Annotated in this window: 13 protein-coding genes; all 13 read left to right on the top strand. The window is 51.3% G+C overall.

Going from position 1 to position 17,120, the window contains the following annotated elements; translation table 11 throughout:
- The first annotated feature begins 121 nt into the window (after positions 1-121).
- The 13 genes from B3355_RS06370 (at position 122) to serC (ending at position 17,079) form a co-directional block, all read left to right on the top strand.
- Positions 122-3,040: a FimV/HubP family polar landmark protein gene (locus tag B3355_RS06370; protein ID WP_292781600.1), complete on the top strand. Its 2,919-nt coding sequence runs from the start codon at positions 122-124 to the stop codon at positions 3,038-3,040.
- 99 nt (positions 3,041-3,139) lie between these two features.
- A complete protein-coding gene (gene truA / locus B3355_RS06375; protein WP_292781603.1) occupies positions 3,140-3,913 on the top strand; it encodes a tRNA pseudouridine(38-40) synthase TruA in 774 nt (257 codons plus the stop codon).
- An 18-nt stretch (positions 3,914-3,931) separates the two neighbouring features.
- Positions 3,932-4,579 carry a phosphoribosylanthranilate isomerase gene (locus tag B3355_RS06380; protein WP_292781606.1) on the top strand — a complete coding sequence of 216 codons (648 nt, stop codon included), beginning with the start codon at positions 3,932-3,934 and terminating at the stop codon, positions 4,577-4,579.
- A gap of 22 nt (positions 4,580-4,601) precedes the next feature.
- A complete protein-coding gene (gene trpB / locus B3355_RS06385) occupies positions 4,602-5,804 on the top strand; it encodes a tryptophan synthase subunit beta (protein ID WP_292781608.1) in 1,203 nt (400 codons plus the stop codon).
- A 96-nt stretch (positions 5,805-5,900) separates the two neighbouring features.
- Complete coding sequence (gene trpA, locus B3355_RS06390) at positions 5,901-6,701, top strand: tryptophan synthase subunit alpha (protein ID WP_292781611.1); 801 nt, start codon at positions 5,901-5,903, stop codon at positions 6,699-6,701.
- A 51-nt stretch (positions 6,702-6,752) separates the two neighbouring features.
- Positions 6,753-7,619: an acetyl-CoA carboxylase, carboxyltransferase subunit beta gene (accD, locus tag B3355_RS06395; protein ID WP_024931185.1), complete on the top strand. Its 867-nt coding sequence runs from the start codon at positions 6,753-6,755 to the stop codon at positions 7,617-7,619.
- Positions 7,619-8,914: a bifunctional tetrahydrofolate synthase/dihydrofolate synthase gene (gene folC, locus B3355_RS06400; RefSeq protein ID WP_292781615.1), complete on the top strand. Its 1,296-nt coding sequence runs from the start codon at positions 7,619-7,621 to the stop codon at positions 8,912-8,914. The genes accD and folC overlap by 1 nt, the downstream gene beginning before the upstream one ends.
- A gap of 61 nt (positions 8,915-8,975) precedes the next feature.
- Positions 8,976-9,662, top strand: a complete 687-nt coding sequence (locus B3355_RS06405) for an SPOR domain-containing protein (protein WP_292781617.1) — start codon at positions 8,976-8,978, stop codon at positions 9,660-9,662.
- Positions 9,663-9,670: 8 nt separating this feature from the next.
- Positions 9,671-10,189 (top strand): CvpA family protein, encoded by a 519-nt coding sequence (locus B3355_RS06410; protein ID WP_292781620.1) that lies wholly within the window; start codon positions 9,671-9,673, stop codon positions 10,187-10,189.
- Positions 10,190-10,220: 31 nt separating this feature from the next.
- The gene (gene purF / locus B3355_RS06415) at positions 10,221-11,756 is read left to right on the top strand and encodes an amidophosphoribosyltransferase (RefSeq protein ID WP_019882429.1); all 1,536 of its coding nucleotides are present in this window, start codon (positions 10,221-10,223) and stop codon (positions 11,754-11,756) included.
- Between the two features lie 225 nt (positions 11,757-11,981).
- A complete protein-coding gene (locus B3355_RS06420) occupies positions 11,982-13,169 on the top strand; it encodes an O-succinylhomoserine sulfhydrylase (protein ID WP_019882428.1) in 1,188 nt (395 codons plus the stop codon).
- 242 nt (positions 13,170-13,411) lie between these two features.
- Positions 13,412-15,991, top strand: a complete 2,580-nt coding sequence (gene gyrA / locus B3355_RS06425; protein WP_019882427.1) for a DNA gyrase subunit A — start codon at positions 13,412-13,414, stop codon at positions 15,989-15,991.
- Positions 15,992-15,999: 8 nt separating this feature from the next.
- Entirely contained in the window at positions 16,000-17,079 is a 1,080-nt protein-coding gene (serC, locus tag B3355_RS06430; protein WP_292781632.1) for a 3-phosphoserine/phosphohydroxythreonine transaminase, read from the top strand.
- Positions 17,080-17,120: the final 41 nt, after the last annotated feature.

The following is a 17,120-nucleotide window of genomic DNA, read 5'->3' on the forward strand; positions in this document are numbered from 1 at the left end:
TTAATGGGGACTATAGCCTCAAATCGGTGTATTTATTGCTCCCAAGCCGCCTGGGCGTGCTTGCGTGGCTGTGTGAATGATGCTATTTTGACAAGCGCCATGAATGAATAAGGGTTAATCGGTGAGTAAATTTCAATTAAAAAAAATAGCCTTTGCCTTGAGTTTGAGTACGGCCCTCTCGGCGCATGCTGCCGGTTTGGGTAGCATGATTTCCAGCTCAAAACTTGGTGAGCCGCTCAATGCGGAAATTGAGCTGTTGGCGGTGACACCAGCCGAGCTCAACAGCATTCAGGCGACACTGGCCAGCGAGCAGGTCTATCAGGACCAGATGCTGGAAAAGCCAGCTTCTTATCCGTTTATTAAAATTGAAGTGGGTAACAACACCAAAGGTCAGCCTATCCTTAAGCTGACAAGCTCACAGCCGATTACCGAAGCCTTCCTGGATATGTTGATTCAGGTAGATTGGCCGACCGGACGCCTGGTCAAGGAATACACCTTGTTACTGGATCCGCCTGGTTTTAACTCTAATTATGTTTCTGAATCGGCCGGATTACCTGTAGCAGGCCAGTCAGTGCCACCAGCCACTACCAATAATACGGCGCGAGTGCCAGAGGCAAGTCAGCAGCCCGCCCCAGAGCCCAGATTCGAACCCAGTAAACCTCGCCAATCTAAGCCTGCAGCGGTGCCCGCACCGAAACAGGCGGCAGCGGATGAGGCTGCGAACACCGAGCAAGCGTTGACTACTGAGCGCGGTGATACGCTTTATGCCATTGCCAGGCAAATGAAGCCTGATAACGTCAGCGTGGAGCAAATGCTGGCAGCCCTTTACCAGTCTAACCAGCAGGCGTTTGACGGTAAAAACATGAATCGCCTTAAGGTGGGCAAGATTATTCGCATGCCAGATCAGGCTACGCTGGATAGTGTCAGTCGCCCGCAGGCAAAAAGCCTGATTGCCGAGCATGCGACCAACTGGCAGGCCTATAAAAATTCACTGGCAAAAGTGGTCAAGGAAAGCGAAGCTAGCCAAACTGGTGGTAATACACAGCAATCTGCAGGCAAGATTGGTGCAGCAGGTGAGAAACCAGCGCCTCAAGCCAAACCAGGCAAAGATGTATTGAAGCTGTCTGCCGGTGATGCTAAGTCAACCACGCAAGCTGACAAGGCCGCAGCTAAAGCCTCGGCGGCGGCAGAGGATGCGACCGCTAAAGCGAATGCCATCAAAGAGGAACAGTCTCGTGCTGCTGCGCTTGAAAAACAAGTCGCAGACATGAAAAAGCTGATGGAGATGAAGAATAGCGCCATGGCGCAGGCTGAGAAAAATGCTGCGCAGGCAGCAACTGAGCCAAAAGCAGAAGTAAAACCTGATGCAAAAGTAGAGCCAAAACCGGCGGAGCAGGCTGCCAAAGCGCCTGCAGAGCAAACCAAAGTGCCACCAGCCGCGGTTGTGCCGGAAAAACCGACACCAACTGCCGAGCCAGCCAAGCCTGAGTTGCCTGTAGAGGAGCCCGCAGTAGAGACCGTGCAGCAACCATCGTTTATGCATGTATTGCTGGAGCGCCTGAAAAACATCAGCCCGGTGTTGCCATTGGCATTGATCGCCTTGCCGGTATTGCTGTGTGTCTGGGCATTGATCCGTATTCGCCGTAAAAAACAAATCGATAATTTTGAAGATGTGATTGTCACGTCACCAGCCACCGAAATGCAGAACAATACGGTGTTCGGGGATACGCAAGCTGCCGCTTCTGGCGACACTTCTTTCCTGACGGATTTCTCGCAAAGCGGTGTCGGCGGCATGATAGATTCGCACGATGTGGATCCGATTGCCGAAGCAGAAGTGTACATGGCCTATGGTCGCGATGCACAAGCTGAAGAGATTCTGAAAGACGCGATTCAGAAAGATCCCGAGCGTCAGGAGCTCAAGTTGAAGTTGCTGGAAATTTATCAGACAACGGGTAATAAAGCTGCGTTTGAGTCCCTGGCCAGTGATGTCTATGCCAAAGCTGGCCCGGCAGATGCTGCTTGGTCCAAAGTCAGTGCCATGGGGCAGAAACTGGATCCTGAGAACACGTTATATCAGGCCACGCCAGCAGCAGTCAATGATGTTGCACCTTTAGCTAATACAACCGTGCTGCCAGTCGCAGAAACACAAAATGAAGAAGATGCATATCACTTTAACTTTGAAGCGCCTGCCTTGGAGTTTGATGGGGCTTCAGAAGCGGTGGCGGCTGCCAGTGCTGAGCCAGCGACTCCCGCTGAAAACCCTGTACGCCCTGCGGCAGAAGAAGTGACGATTGAATCCGGTGCTGATGCGTTATCTGCCACAAGCGATGACGATGCGTTGGCGCTTGATACGTTTACGAACGAACCAGCCCCTCAGCGTGAAAATGACACAACGCTTGCGTTCTCGGAGGATGCTACCAGCGCTGCGGATACGCTACGCTTTGAGGTTGAACCAGCCTCAGTGGCAAGTGTAGAGCCAACCAGTGATGATGTCAGCGATACTTTAAATATTGATGATGACCTCGCACTGACACCTAAAGCCCTGGATTTGCCTTCGCTAAACCTGGATGATGTTCCGCAAAGTGCAGAGGCTGCAAGCAGCAAGCCATTGTCAGCCACCACTGGTGAGCAAACGCTGTCCAGTGAGGATGCTGTGTTTGACTCATTGCCTGAGTTGTCACTGGAGCTGGGCGGCCCGAATGATGCGATTGGCGAGCGTGTGAGTGACGATGCTCTGGAAATTGAGGAAATTAGCCTGGGCTCTGCGGATGCTGCATTGAATGAAACACCTGCCGTAGAGGCCGCAGCCGACAGTATTGCCTTCCCTGAGATATCCCTGGATGTCGCCGATAGCGGTACGGCAAGTGCTGAGGAGATCGCCGATGAACCGGAAGAGGTGAACACCAAACTTGATTTGATCCAAGCCTATATTGACATGGAAGATGTGGTGGGCGCCAAGGAACTGATCGATGAGGTGATCGCAGAAGGTGGCGAGCGCCAGCGGCAACGAGCCAGCGAATTACTGGCAAAATTAGCGTAAATCAAGGCCGGGTTCCCGGCCTTGTTCATTTTTCACTGAGACTCACTGGCGGTGTGGCCTGATTTGGCGTAATGACAGACAGCCCTTATACTAGGCGCCATGAAAATTGCGATTGGCATTGAATATCACGGCGCCTATTTTCAAGGATGGCAAAGTCAGCCAAATGCCGCAGGCGTGCAAGATGCCATTGAGCGAGCCATTGCACAGGTCGGCGGTGAAAAAGTACGTTTGCATGCGGCTGGACGTACCGATTCAGGCGTGCATGCCTTGATGCAAGTGGCACATTTTGAAACTTCAGTTGTCAGACCATTGAGTGCCTGGGTGCGTGGCACCAATGCGCACTTGCCAGTCTGGGTACGTATATTGTGGGCGGTTGAGGTGGCTGAGGATTTTCATGCCAGGTTTAGTGCACGTGCGCGCAGCTACCAGTATGTGTTGCATAATCATGCTGTGGCGCCAGCCAGCCAGCACGGGCGTGTGGGCTGGTACCACAGGCCGCTGGATATTGCATTGATGCAGCAAGCAGTGCCAAGCTTAGTGGGCGAGCATGATTTTAGCGCTTTTCGTGCCAGTGAGTGCCAGGCCAGAACGCCAATACGCACGATGCATCGTGCCGATATTACACAACATGGGCGATACATCATTTTCAGTTTTAAGGCGAATGCCTTTTTACAGCACCAGATTCGTAATATGGTGGGCGCGTTAGTCTATGTCGGGCAGGGCAAGTTGAGCCCGGACGCATTTGCCGATTTGCTGCAACATAAAGACAGGCGTCTTTCACCCCCTACGTTTATGCCCGATGGTTTGTATTTTACCGGGGTAGAGTATGACGGCCACTGGCAATTGCCCGTGTGTGAAGCGCATTGGGACTAAAGAAAGTAAATAAACAATATGACGAGAACCAGGGTAAAGATTTGCGGGATTACCCGCCTGGAAGATGCATTGGCGGCGATTGCCGCAGGTGCAGATGCGCTGGGTTTTGTGTTTTATGCGCCTAGCCCACGCGCGGTCACGGCGGCACAAGCCCAGGCAATCATAGCAGCACTCCCGCCCTTTGTAAGCAAAGTCGGCTTGTTTGTGAATGCATCGCCTGAAGAGGTGCAGCAGGTGATGGCAAGCACAGGCCTGGATTGTTTACAGTTTCATGGGGATGAGTCGGCAGACTATTGCGCGCAATTTAATCTGCCATATTACAAAGCAATCCGCGTCAAACCAGGGGTAAATTTGGTACAATGCGAGCTTGATTTTGCGTCAGCTTCAGCCTTGTTGCTGGATACCTACTCTGAGAAAGCGGTGGGCGGTACAGGGGAGGCATTTGACTGGTCGCTAATCCCTGCAGGTTTGCAAAAGCCATTGATATTGGCCGGTGGTTTAAATCCGGAAAATGTCCTGCAAGCCACACGTCAGGTGCAGCCTTATGCATTGGATGTGAGTGGCGGGGTAGAAGCACAAAAGGGGATAAAATCCCCGCAAAAAATAGCTGCATTCATGCAGCAGGTGGTGCAGTGTGATGCTGCACGTAATGGGCGGTTTGAGTAGAAAACGAGATACGGAGTAACGCATGCAAGTCTATGACATGCCAGATGAGCGCGGTCATTTTGGCCCTTTTGGTGGCGTTTTTGTCGCAGAAACCCTGGTGGAAGCCTTGGAAGAACTGCGGGTGATGTATGAAAAATACCGTCACGACCCTGAATTTCTGGCTGAATTTGCTTATGATCTCAAGCACTTTGTTGGCCGTCCCAGCCCGATTTATCATGCTAAACGCCTGTCTGAAAAAGTGGGCGGTGCACAAATCTACCTTAAGCGTGAAGATTTAAACCATACCGGCGCGCACAAAATCAACAATACTATCGGCCAGGCATTGCTGGCCAAACGCATGGGTAAGCCGCGCGTCATTGCGGAAACCGGTGCCGGGCAACATGGCGTAGCGACCGCGACGATTGCTGCTCGCCTGGGCCTGGAGTGCGTGGTCTATATGGGAGCCGAGGATGTCAAACGCCAGGCGCCAAATGTGTTCCGTATGAAGTTGCTGGGTGCCACTGTGGTGCCCGTCGAAAGTGGTTCAAAAACCCTGAAAGACGCATTGAATGAAGCCATGCGTGACTGGGTGACCAATATCTCCAATACGTTCTACATTATCGGTACTGTGGCAGGTCCACATCCTTATCCGATGATGGTGCGCGATTTCCAGGCGGTCATTGGTATCGAAGCGAAAGATCAAATGCAGGAAATGATAGGGCGTCAGCCAGATGCCATCGTTGCCTGTGTCGGCGGCGGCTCTAATGCCATGGGTATATTCTATCCATATATTGATGTCGAAGGCGTACGCCTGATTGGCGTTGAAGCGGGCGGACATGGTTTGAGCACTGGCCAGCATGCCGCGCCATTAACGGCGAATAGCCCGATCGGTGTGTTGCACGGTAACCGTACCTACCTGATGCAAGATGAAGATGGCAATATTATTGAAACGCACTCGATCTCTGCCGGCCTGGATTATCCTGGCGTTGGCCCTGAGCATGCCTGGTTAAAAGACATCAAGCGCGCTGAATACGTGGCGATTACCGATGAAGAAGCCATGACGGCTTTCCATAACCTGTGCCGTACTGAAGGCATTATCCCCGCGATGGAATCCAGCCACGCCTTGGCGCATGCTGAGAAACTGGCCAAAACCATGTCTCCGGATCAGGTGGTGCTGGTAAATCTTTCTGGCCGTGGTGACAAAGACATTAACACCGTGGCACGTTTGGCTAATATTACCCTGTGACCTTTTGCCTGCATGACTGCGCTTGTCAAACGCATCCGCGCAGCCATGCATTGCAGATCCACTGTCATTATTTGAATTAATTAAAAAAGCATTCTTATGTCCCGCATTCAATCTGTATTTGCCACCCTCAAGGCACAAGGTAAAAAGGCACTGATTCCCTACATTACAGCGGGCGATCCGCACCCTGATCAAACCGTGCCTTTGTTGCACGCGCTGGTAGAAGCGGGTGCCGATATGATTGAGCTGGGCGTGCCGTTTTCTGATCCAATGGCGGATGGCCCGGTGATCCAGCGCGCCAGTGAGCGTGCATTGGTACACAAAATGGGCCTGCGTAAAGTATTGGCCATGGTGAAAGCGTTTCGCGCAACCAACCAAACAACGCCTATCGTACTGATGGGATACGCCAACCCGATTGAAGCCATGGGGAGTACCCAGTTCGTTGCCTTGGCGAAAGAGGCTGGTGTCGATGGCGTGCTCACGGTCGATTATCCGCCTGAAGAGTGTGAAGTCTTTAACCAGGAACTGGCAGGTGCGGATATTGATAGTATTTTCCTGTTGTCACCGACCACCGAGCCATCACGTACCGAGTTGATCGTGAAGCAGGCGACAGGCTTTTTGTATTACGTCTCGCTCAAGGGCGTGACGGGGGCGGCTAACCTGGATATTGTTGAGGTGAAAAAGCGCGTGACAGAAATTCGTCAGCAGACCAGCTTGCCGATTGGTGTTGGTTTTGGTGTGAAAGACGCGGCGACTGCACGTGAAGTAGCGGCGATTGCCGATGCGGTAGTGGTGGGTAGTCGTATGGTATTGGCGATTGAAAGCGCTAATGCCGACAACCTGATTGCCAATGTGCAAACATTAACGAAAGAATTGCGTACGGCGATTGATTCTGTATAGACCGGTGTATTCAGGTTTTCAGCATATCGCAATATAAAAGCAGGAGAAGCTATGAGTTGGTTAGACAAGATTCCACAAAAAATTAAACGTGCTGTTGGCTCGGTACAAAAACGTAATGTGCCAGAAGGCTTATGGCATAAATGTGATGCCTGCCAAACAGTACTTTACCGTACTGACCTGGATGCCAACCTGGAAGTATGTCCGCAGTGTGGCCATCATCACCGACTCGGCGCACGTGCTCGCCTGGATGTATTGCTGGATGCAGAAGGCCGTGTTGAAATTGGCGCTGACGTCACGCCGGTGGATGCCTTAAAGTTTAAAGACAGTAAAACTTACGCCGAGCGCATGAAAACTGCCCAGCGTGATGTGAAAGAAAAAGATGCGCTGATTGTGATGCGCGGCACGGTTGAGGGCGTGCCGGTGGTGGCTGCCGTATTTGAATTCAAGTTTATGGGCGGCTCCATGGGCTCTGTGGTTGGTGAGCGCTTTGTACGCGGTGTACAAGATGCCATCCAGCACAAGTCTGCATTTATTTGTATTTCTGCCAGTGGCGGTGCACGTATGCAAGAAGGCCTGTTGTCATTGATGCAAATGGCTAAAACCAGTGCCGCGTTGACCAAACTGTCTGAAGCCGGGTTGCCATATGTCTCCGTGTTGACGGATCCGACCATGGGCGGTGTGTCAGCCAGTTTTGCCATGCTGGGGGATGTGATTGTGGCCGAACCGAATGCGCTGATTGGTTTTGCCGGCCCGCGCGTGATTGAGCAAACGGTACGCGAGACTTTGCCTGAAGGCTTCCAGCGCGCAGAGTTCCTGCTGACGCATGGTGCCATCGATATGATTGTCGATCGCCGTGAAATGCGTGCCAAACTGAGCCAGGTATTGTCCAGTTTCTTGAATATTACCAAAGCTGCCTGATGCCACCTGTGATACCCGAGCTTCCCCAAACAGTTGAGGATTGGCTCGGCTACATCGAATCCCTGCACCCCAAATCCATCGAGATGGGCTTGGGCAGGGTGCAAACAGTCGCTGCACGCCTGCAGCTAGCGTTTCCGTTTACCGTGATCACCGTTGGTGGTACCAATGGCAAAGGCTCTACCTGCGCCATGCTGGAACGTATTTATAGCGCTGCCGGTTACCAGGTCGGCTGTTATACCTCGCCACATCTGGTGCATTACCAGGAACGTGTTCGTTTCAATACCAATGTCATTGCCGATGCCTTGCTGTGTGACGCCTTTGCCGCCGTAGAGCAGGCACGTGGGGATATCACGCTGACCTATTTTGAAATGGGTACGTTGGCAGCATTATGGGCCTTTGAGCAACAGCCATTGGACGTCGTTATTCTTGAGGTTGGTCTGGGCGGGCGCCTGGACGCGGTGAATATTGTCGATGCTGATTGTGCGATTGTCACCAATGTCGATCTCGATCACATGGAGTTTCTGGGTGATACCCGCGAATTGATCGGTCACGAAAAAGCGGGCATTTATCGCCAGCAGCAGATTGCCATTTGCGGCGATGTGGCGCCGCCAGCGTCATTATTGGCGCATGCCGATACGCTGGCAGTGAAGTTAAACCGCTTTGGCGTGGATTACCAGATTGATATCTCGGATACACAATACGCGCACTATCGGGATGCACAAGGTCAGCTGGATATAGGCAACTTGCGCTTGTTTGGGCATTACCAGTGGAATAATGCCGCGAGCGTGATATTTGCCGTGCGTGCTTTGCAAGCAACATTGCCAGTCACGGAAGGTCAACTGTTGCAGGCGTTAACCGGCACAGAGGTCACTGGCCGTTTTCAATACTTGCAGCACGCGCCGGATGTGATTCTGGATGTAGCACATAACCCACATGCTGCGCGTGCATTATGTGACAACTTGCAGCGCCTGAGTGCCGATGGCGGCCAGGTGATTGCCGTATTCTCCATGTTGTCTGATAAGGATATTGCCAGCGTAGTGGACATCCTGCATCCGGTGATTGATACGTGGCATATTGCCCCCATCCAGCATCCGCGCGCAGCAGCGCTTGATTACTTGCAAACGTGCTTAAGTCAGAAAGTGCCGCGGGCCCATATTCACCTGCATGCTGATTTGCCCGCCGCATTGCGAACGGCTTATAAAAAAGCGGCAAAAAATGATAAAATTATTGTGTTCGGCTCATTCTTCACTGTAGCTGCAATACTCGAATTAACGCCTGATCAGTGGGTTGCGTAAAAACGCCACGTGTATACATAGAACTGAATGTGAACCTCAAAACAGTATGGCGAGAGATGCTTTGACAGACAACGAACTGTTGCTCAAGAAAACTGCCCGCAGGCGGTTGGTAGGTGCGATCACCCTGGTGGTTTTGATGCTGATTGTATTGCCCTTTGTGCTTAAAGACCGGGTGATCGAATCCAGCCATGATAACGTTGAAATTACGGTGGTCAATCGCCAGGCCAACCGTGAGCCTATCCTTGAGTTACCTGATGATGAAGTTGTATTGGATAACGAAGCTGCACCAGCGACCAATACATCAGAAAATAATGCTTCCGAAGTGGCTGAGGCTAATATTGAAGAAGCGCCAGTTTCTGCGCCCGCAGTAGTAGCAACGCCACAAAAACAGGTAAAAACAGAGCCTGCCAAGCCTGTTGTCGCGCCTGCACCAGTTAAACCCGTACCAACCGTTGAACCCAAAGTTGCGGCGGTCAAGCCTGAAGCTAAAGAAGAGTCTATTGCATCCGATAAAAAAACTGGTAAGTTCTTTGTGCAGTTTGGCGTGTTCTCTGACCCGAAAAACCTGGAAACCCTGCAAGGCAAGCTGAAGCAGGCAGGATTCGAATCAGCCACGGAAAAAGTGGATGCAGCTGGTCAGAAACTACGCTTGCGTACGCGTACCTATGCTACTCGTAATGATGCTGCAGCTGCCTTGAAAAAACTGGAAGCGGCCGGGTTTAGCGGTATTGTGGCCAGCAAATCCTGATATAGGCCATGACTGTTTTTGATTATCTGGTATTAGGTATTATCGGCTTCTCCATTTTGGTCGGGCTGATGCGCGGTGCCATCCGTGAATTGTTTTCTGTGCTGGGCTGGATACTGGCTTTTTACCTCGCGAATCGTTTTAACGGTGAGGTGATCGCCTATATGCCAGAGCAGATTCCTGGCGAGGCGGTAAAAGCCATGGCGGCTTTTTTAGTGGTGTTTTTACTGGTGCTGTTTGTCAGTGCCTTGCTCGCCTTGTTGCTGACCACCTTGATCAAGGCGGTCGGTTTGGGCGGGCTGAACAGGGTGCTCGGCGGTTTGGCTGGTATTGTTAAAGGCGTGTTGGTGGTCTGTATCCTGGTGATGCTGGCAGCCATGACGGATTTGCCCAAGGATCCGCGCTGGACAAATGCAACATTCAGTGCGCCAGTAGAAGCGTTGGTCTTGAAATTACTGCCATGGATGCCATCTAGTATTGCTAGGCACGTACATTTGGATCATCAGCGGGTAGATGAATCTGCCATTTAATTTGTAATCAAGTGTTTGATAGGATGTCGCTATGTGTGGAATTATCGGTATTGTAGGCAAGAACCCGGTGAATCAGTTGTTGTATGACGGATTGCTGGTATTACAGCACCGTGGTCAGGATGCCGCTGGTATCGTCACTTGTGATGGCAACACTTTCCACATGCATAAAAACAATGGTCTGGTGAAAGATGTATTTCACACACGCCATATGCGCAATCTGGTCGGTAATGTGGGTATCGCCCATGTACGTTATCCGACAGCAGGCTCGTCTAGTGCTGCTGAGGCACAGCCATTCTATGTCAACTCACCCTTCGGTATCGTCTTGGGCCATAACGGTAACCTGACCAACTCCGAGCAACTCAAGTCTGAAATGTTCAGGCAAGATTTGCGTCACATCAACACCAACTCCGACTCAGAAGTATTACTAAACGTGCTGGCGCACGAAATTGAAAGTACTTCTAAAAACGCCTTGCTCAATAGCGATATGGTGTTTGATGCCGTTGCTGGCGTGCACAGACGTTGTAAGGGGGCTTATGCCGTGGTGGCGATGATCGCCAACTTTGGTTTGCTGGCCTTCCGTGACCCACATGGTATTCGCCCTCTGGTGATTGGCAAACAAGTGACCGACAAAGGGACTGAATATATTATCGCCTCTGAAAGCGTCGCACTGGATGTACTGGGTTTCACCATGGTGCGTGATGTTGAGCCAGGTGAGGCGGTATTTATCGATATGGACGGCAATTTATTCAGTCGTCAATGCGCAACGAATCCAAAACTGACCTCATGTATTTTTGAATACGTTTACCTGGCACGCCCTGACTCAGTGATCGATGGTGTCTCTGTTTACCAGACCCGTCTGGACATGGGTACCTTGCTGGCCGAAAAGATTAAACGCGAATGGGCGGATAAAAAAATTGATGTGGTGATTCCTATCCCGGATACCAGCCGCCCGAGTGCATTGCAATTAGGGATTGCCTTGGGTCTGGATTACCGTGAAGGCTTTATCAAAAACCGCTATATCGGCCGCACATTTATTATGCCGGGTCAGGCCTTGCGTAAAAAATCTGTGCGCCAGAAACTGAACCCGATCGGCATTGAGTTCAAGGGCAAAAACGTATTGCTGGTTGATGACTCTATTGTGCGTGGCACCACCTCGCAGCAAATCGTGCAAATGGCACGTGATGCAGGTGCTAACAAGGTTTACTTCGCTTCAGCGGCGCCGCCAGTGCGTTATCCAAACGTATATGGCATTGATATGCCTAGCCGTCATGAGTTGTTGGCGACTAATCGTACCGATGAAGAGATTTGTGCCGAAATCGGTGCTGATGCGCTGATTTATCAGGACCTGGATGCCTTGCGTGAAAGCATTGCCAAGTCCAATCCGCACATGACTGAATTTGACTGTAGTTGTTTTGATGGCAAGTATGTCACTGGCGATATTGATGCGGCTTATTTAAACCGTATTGAGTCTGCGCGCAGTGATATGAATAAAAAGCAATTGCCGCCTAACTCGACCACGCAGCTGGATTTGAATCTGTTATCTACAGACCTGGTCGGTGCCGAGTAAAAGTTGACAGGCGCCAGCAAAAGGCGTTTAATGAAATTGCGCTGATTTGAGTGGCGAACTTTAAACGAAGCCAAACTCAGCTTGCGAGCGCATTATAAATACCGCTAAAGCGAGAGCCCCAAAGACCCGTTTTAGCGCAATGCTGAAACGGGTTTTTTATTGTCCAGAGCGCAAGTCAGGATGCTTGTGCAGGAATGTCCGCACCGGACAGAAGTTTGAGGAATCATGAACGATCAATACCATTTGGAAACGCTGGCTGTGCGTGCTGGCACTTTGACTACCGAGTTTGGCGAAAACTCAGAGGCCCTGTTTTTAAATTCCAGCTTCCGCTTTAAAAATGCAGCGCAAGCGGCAGCGCGATTTGGCGGCACCGAGCCCGGCAATATTTACTCACGCTTTACCAATCCGACAGTCACCATGTTTCAGGACAAACTGGCCGCATTGGAAGGCGCGGAGCAGTGTGTGGCAACCTCGAGTGGTATGTCTGCGATTCTCGCCTGCATTATGGGCATTTGCAGTGCGGGTGATCATATTGTGGCATCGCGCAGTATTTTTGGGACAACGGTGCAATTATTCACCAATATCCTCAAGCGTTGGGGTCTGGAAGTGACGCTGGTTTCCCTGACGGATGTGGATGCCTGGCAAGCGGCTGCCAAGCCGAATACCAAGCTGTTTTTTGCTGAAACACCTTCAAACCCGCTGACCGAAGTCGGTGATATTGCCAAGCTGGCGGAGCTTGCGCATGCGGCTGGCGCCTATCTGGCGGTTGATAACTGCTTTTGCACGCCAGCATTGCAACGACCGCTCAAGCTGGGAGCTGATATTGTCATCCATTCTGCCACCAAATATATCGATGGTCAGGGCAGGGTATTGGGAGGCGCGGTGCTTGGTAGCAAGGCGCTGATTGAGCCGGTGTATGCCTTTTTGCGCACGGCAGGCGTGACCATGAGTGCCTTTAATGCCTGGGTGTTTGTCAAAGGGCTGGAAACCTTGCAAGTGCGCATGGAAGCACATGCCGCACGTGCCCTGGCTTTGGCGCAATGGCTGGAACAGCAGCCTGGGGTGGCGCGCGTCTATTACCCCGGCTTGCCATCGCATCCGCAATACGCACTCGCGCAAAAACAGCAGCGCTTGGGTGGTGGCATTGTGACCTTTGAAGTGAAGCCACGCGCTGGCCAAACAGCACAAGAAGCTGCATGGGCTCTCATTGATGCGACACGCCTGATTTCCATCACCGCCAATTTGGGCGATGCCAAATCGACAATTACGCATCCTGCTACCACCACGCACAGTCGTGTTAGTGCCGAAGCGCGAGTCGAAGCTGGCATCAAGGATAACCTGGTCCGGATTGCCGTGGGCCTGGAGCATGTCGAAGATTTAAAAGCTGATTTGCAATTGCTGACCCAGTTTTAAATTCATGGCGCCGCGCATTCATTTGCGCGGCTTTCCCAAATTCCTTTTTTTAACATCATTCACTGGTGCTGACAGAAATAGTTCGTCAGTGCATCCTCAATGTTGTCCGCGCCTCTGGTTTGCATCATCATCACTCCCTTTCAGTTTTGCCCGATTGGCCTGTCAGCCGCGATTAGGCGCGCCGGATTGCGCTAAATATGCTAAAATCGCGTGATAACTTTTAACTATAAATTGGGTCAAGAATGAGTCAGTCTCCAGATCAATTTGCTAAAGAAACCCTGCCTATCAGCTTAGAAGACGAGATGCGTCGTAGCTATCTCGATTACGCCATGAGCGTGATTGTGGGCCGTGCGCTTCCCGATGTGCGTGATGGTTTAAAACCTGTGCACAGACGCGTGCTGTTTGCCATGCACGAGCTGTCCAATGACTACAATAAGCCTTACAAAAAATCTGCCCGTATTGTTGGTGATGTGATCGGTAAGTACCACCCGCATGGTGACACTGCGGTGTATGACACCATCGTACGTATGGCGCAGGATTTCTCCTTGCGTTACATGCTGGTTGATGGCCAGGGTAACTTCGGTTCGGTTGATGGCGACAATGCGGCGGCGATGCGGTATACCGAAATCCGTATGTCCAAAATTGCCCACGAGTTACTGGCAGATATCGACAAGGAAACCGTCGACTTTGGCCCTAACTACGATGGTAGCGAGCATGAGCCTCTGATTATGCCGGCGCGTATTCCCAATCTGCTGATTAACGGCAGCTCGGGTATTGCGGTGGGTATGGCGACCAATATTCCGCCTCACAACCTGAATGAAGTGCTGAATGCCTGTTTCGCGTTGTTAAAAAATCCTGAAATCACTATTGATGAGTTGATCGAGCTGATTCCGGCGCCTGACTTCCCGACTGCGGGTATTATTTATGGCACGGTAGGGGTGAAAGAAGGTTACCGTACTGGCCGTGGTCGTGTGGTGATGCGTGGCCGCACCCACTTTGAAGATTTGGAAAAAGGCGGGCGCCAGTCCATCATTATTGATGAATTGCCCTACCAGGTTAACAAGAAAACGCTGATTGAAAAAATCGCCGAACTGGTTAACGAGAAAAAAATTGAAGGTATCTCTGACCTGCGTGACGAATCTGACAAGTCAGGTATGCGCGTCGTCATTGAGCTTAAGCGTGGCGAAGTGCCAGAGGTGATTCTAAACAACCTCTACAAACAGACACAGCTGCAAGATACATTCGGTATGAACATGGTGGCGCTGATGGACGGCCAGCCACGCTTGCTCAACCTGAAGCAGATGCTGGAAGCATTCTTGCGCCATCGCCGCGAAGTAGTGACACGTCGTACTGTGTTCGAACTGCGCAAGGCGCGTGATCGCGGCCATGTGCTGGAAGGCTTGGCGGTGGCACTGGCCAACGTGGACGAGATGATTGCCATCATCAAAGCCGCGCCAACACCGCCAGAAGCGAAAAAAGAGTTGATGGCGCGCAGTTGGAACTCGCCGGTGGTTGAGGAGATGCTCAAACGTGCCGCCATGGAAGCTTCGCGTCCAGAGGGCTTGTCTGTCGATTTTGGCATGACGCCAAAAGGCTATAGATTGTCTGATGTACAAGCGCAGGAAATTCTGCAAATGCGCTTGCAACGCCTGACAGGCCTGGAACAGGACAAGATTGTCAACGAATACAAAGAAGTAATGGATGTCATCGCCGACTTGCTGGATATCCTGGCCAAGCCAGAGCGCGTGACCGCGATTATTGTCGAAGAACTGAACGAAATCCAGAAGCAGTTTGGTGACAAACGTCGTTCCGAGATTGAGCAGAACACGCAAGATTTGTCACTCGAAGATCTGATTACGCCACAAGATGTGGTGGTGACGTTATCACACACCGGCTATGTCAAATCACAGCCGCTGGATGAATACCGCGCACAGCGTCGTGGCGGCCGTGGTAAACAGGCGGCTGCGACTAAAGAAGACGACTTTATCGACAAGATGTTTGTCGCGAATACGCATGACTACATCCTGTGTTTTAGCAGCCGTGGCCGTGTTTACTGGCTAAAAGTTTATGAAGTGCCGCAAGGCAGCCGTGTCAGCCGTGGCAAACCGATTGTGAACCTGTTCCCGTTGGAAGAGGGCGAGAAAATCAATGCCATCCTGCCGGTGAAAGAGTTCGACGAGAATCACTACGTATTTATGGCGACAGCCAAGGGCACTGTCAAGAAAACAGCGCTGACGGAATTCGCTAACCCACGTAAGTCCGGCATTATCGCTATTAACCTGGATGAAGGTGATTACCTGATCGGTGCCGAAGTGACCAATGGCCAGAACGACATTGTGCTGGTTTCCAATGGTGGTAAAGCCGTCTGGTTCACTGAGGATGATGTGCGTCCAATGGGCCGCGCAACACGTGGTGTACGCGGCATGAAGCTGGCTGTCAAACAGCAGGTATTGTCCTTGCTGATTGCTGAGAATGACCAACAGTCTGTGTTGGTGGCAACAGAAAATGGTTACGGTAAGCGTACTGTGTTGTCCGAGTTCCGCCATTCTGGTCGCGGCACACAAGGTGTGAAAGCGATTGCCATCAGTGAGCGCAATGGTTTGGCTGTTGCGGCCAGACTAGTGACGGCAGAAGATGAAATCATGCTGATTACCACCGGTGGCGTATTAATCCGTACCCGCGTCAAGGAAATCCGCGATATGGGTCGTGCTGCACAAGGCGTCACCCTGATTAACCTGGGTGAAGGTGAGAAATTGTCAGGTCTGGAGAAGATTGTAGAAACTGACGATGATGGTGTCGAGAGCGACGAGAACGAAGAATAAACACACGCATGAAACAGATCTTTAACTTTTCTGCCGGTCCGGCAGTGCTTCCTAAACCAGTGCTGGAGCGCGCGCAAGCCGAAATGCTTGACTGGCATGGCTCTGGCATGAGCGTGATGGAAATGTCGCATCGCGGCAAGGAATTCACCAGTATCCTGGAAAAAACCGAAGCTGATTTGCGCCAATTGCTGTCCATCCCGGCCAATTACAAAGTCTTGTTTTTGCAGGGCGGCGCAATTGGGGAAAATGCCATCATTCCGATGAACTTGCTTAACGGTAAGTCTGCGGATTACGTGGTGACAGGCTCCTGGAGCAAGCGCAGCGTAGAAGATGCCAAAGCCTACGGTCAGATTAATATCGTCGCTAGTGCTGAAGCCGGTGGCTTTACGACGGTGCCCGCTTTTGCAGACTGGACGCTTAATAAAGACGCGGCCTATGTGCATTACTGCACCAATGAAACGATTAACGGTGTCGAGTTTCTGGATGTCCCTGACACGCATGGCGTGCCGATTGTGGCAGACATGTCCTCACATATCCTGTCACGCCCGATTGATGTTTCCAAATATGGTGTGATTTATGGTGGTGCGCAAAAAAATATCGGCCCGGCGGGTTTATGTCTGGTGATTGTGCGTGAAGATTTGCTGGCGCAGGCCTCTCCGTTAACACCGGCGGTATTCCACTGGAAAACGCAGGCGGATAACCAGAGCATGATTAACACACCGCCGACCTACAGCATTTATATTGCTGGTCTGGTCTTTGAGTGGTTGCTGGCGCAGGGGGGCGTAGAGGCGATTGAGAAAATCAATATTGCCAAGGCTGATTTGTTATACAACTACCTGGATCAAACCGAGTTTTATGACAATAACATTGAGCATGCTTACCGCTCACGTATGAATATTCCATTCCGTTTGCGTGACGAGAGCCTCAATGACGCCTTTTTGAAGGCAGCAGATGCACGTGGCTTGCTGCAATTAAAAGGCCATCGCTCCGTAGGCGGCATGCGTGCGAGCATTTACAATGCCATGCCGATTGAAGGTGTGAAAGCCTTGGTCGAATTCATGCAAGAATTCGAAAAAAGTCATTCATAAATTACATTAAATACCAATTTCAAATGTCTGATTTATTAAAA

The sequence above is a fragment of the Methylophilus sp. UBA6697 genome (genome assembly GCF_002454655.1).
Classification (GTDB): Bacteria; Pseudomonadota; Gammaproteobacteria; order Burkholderiales; family Methylophilaceae; genus Methylophilus.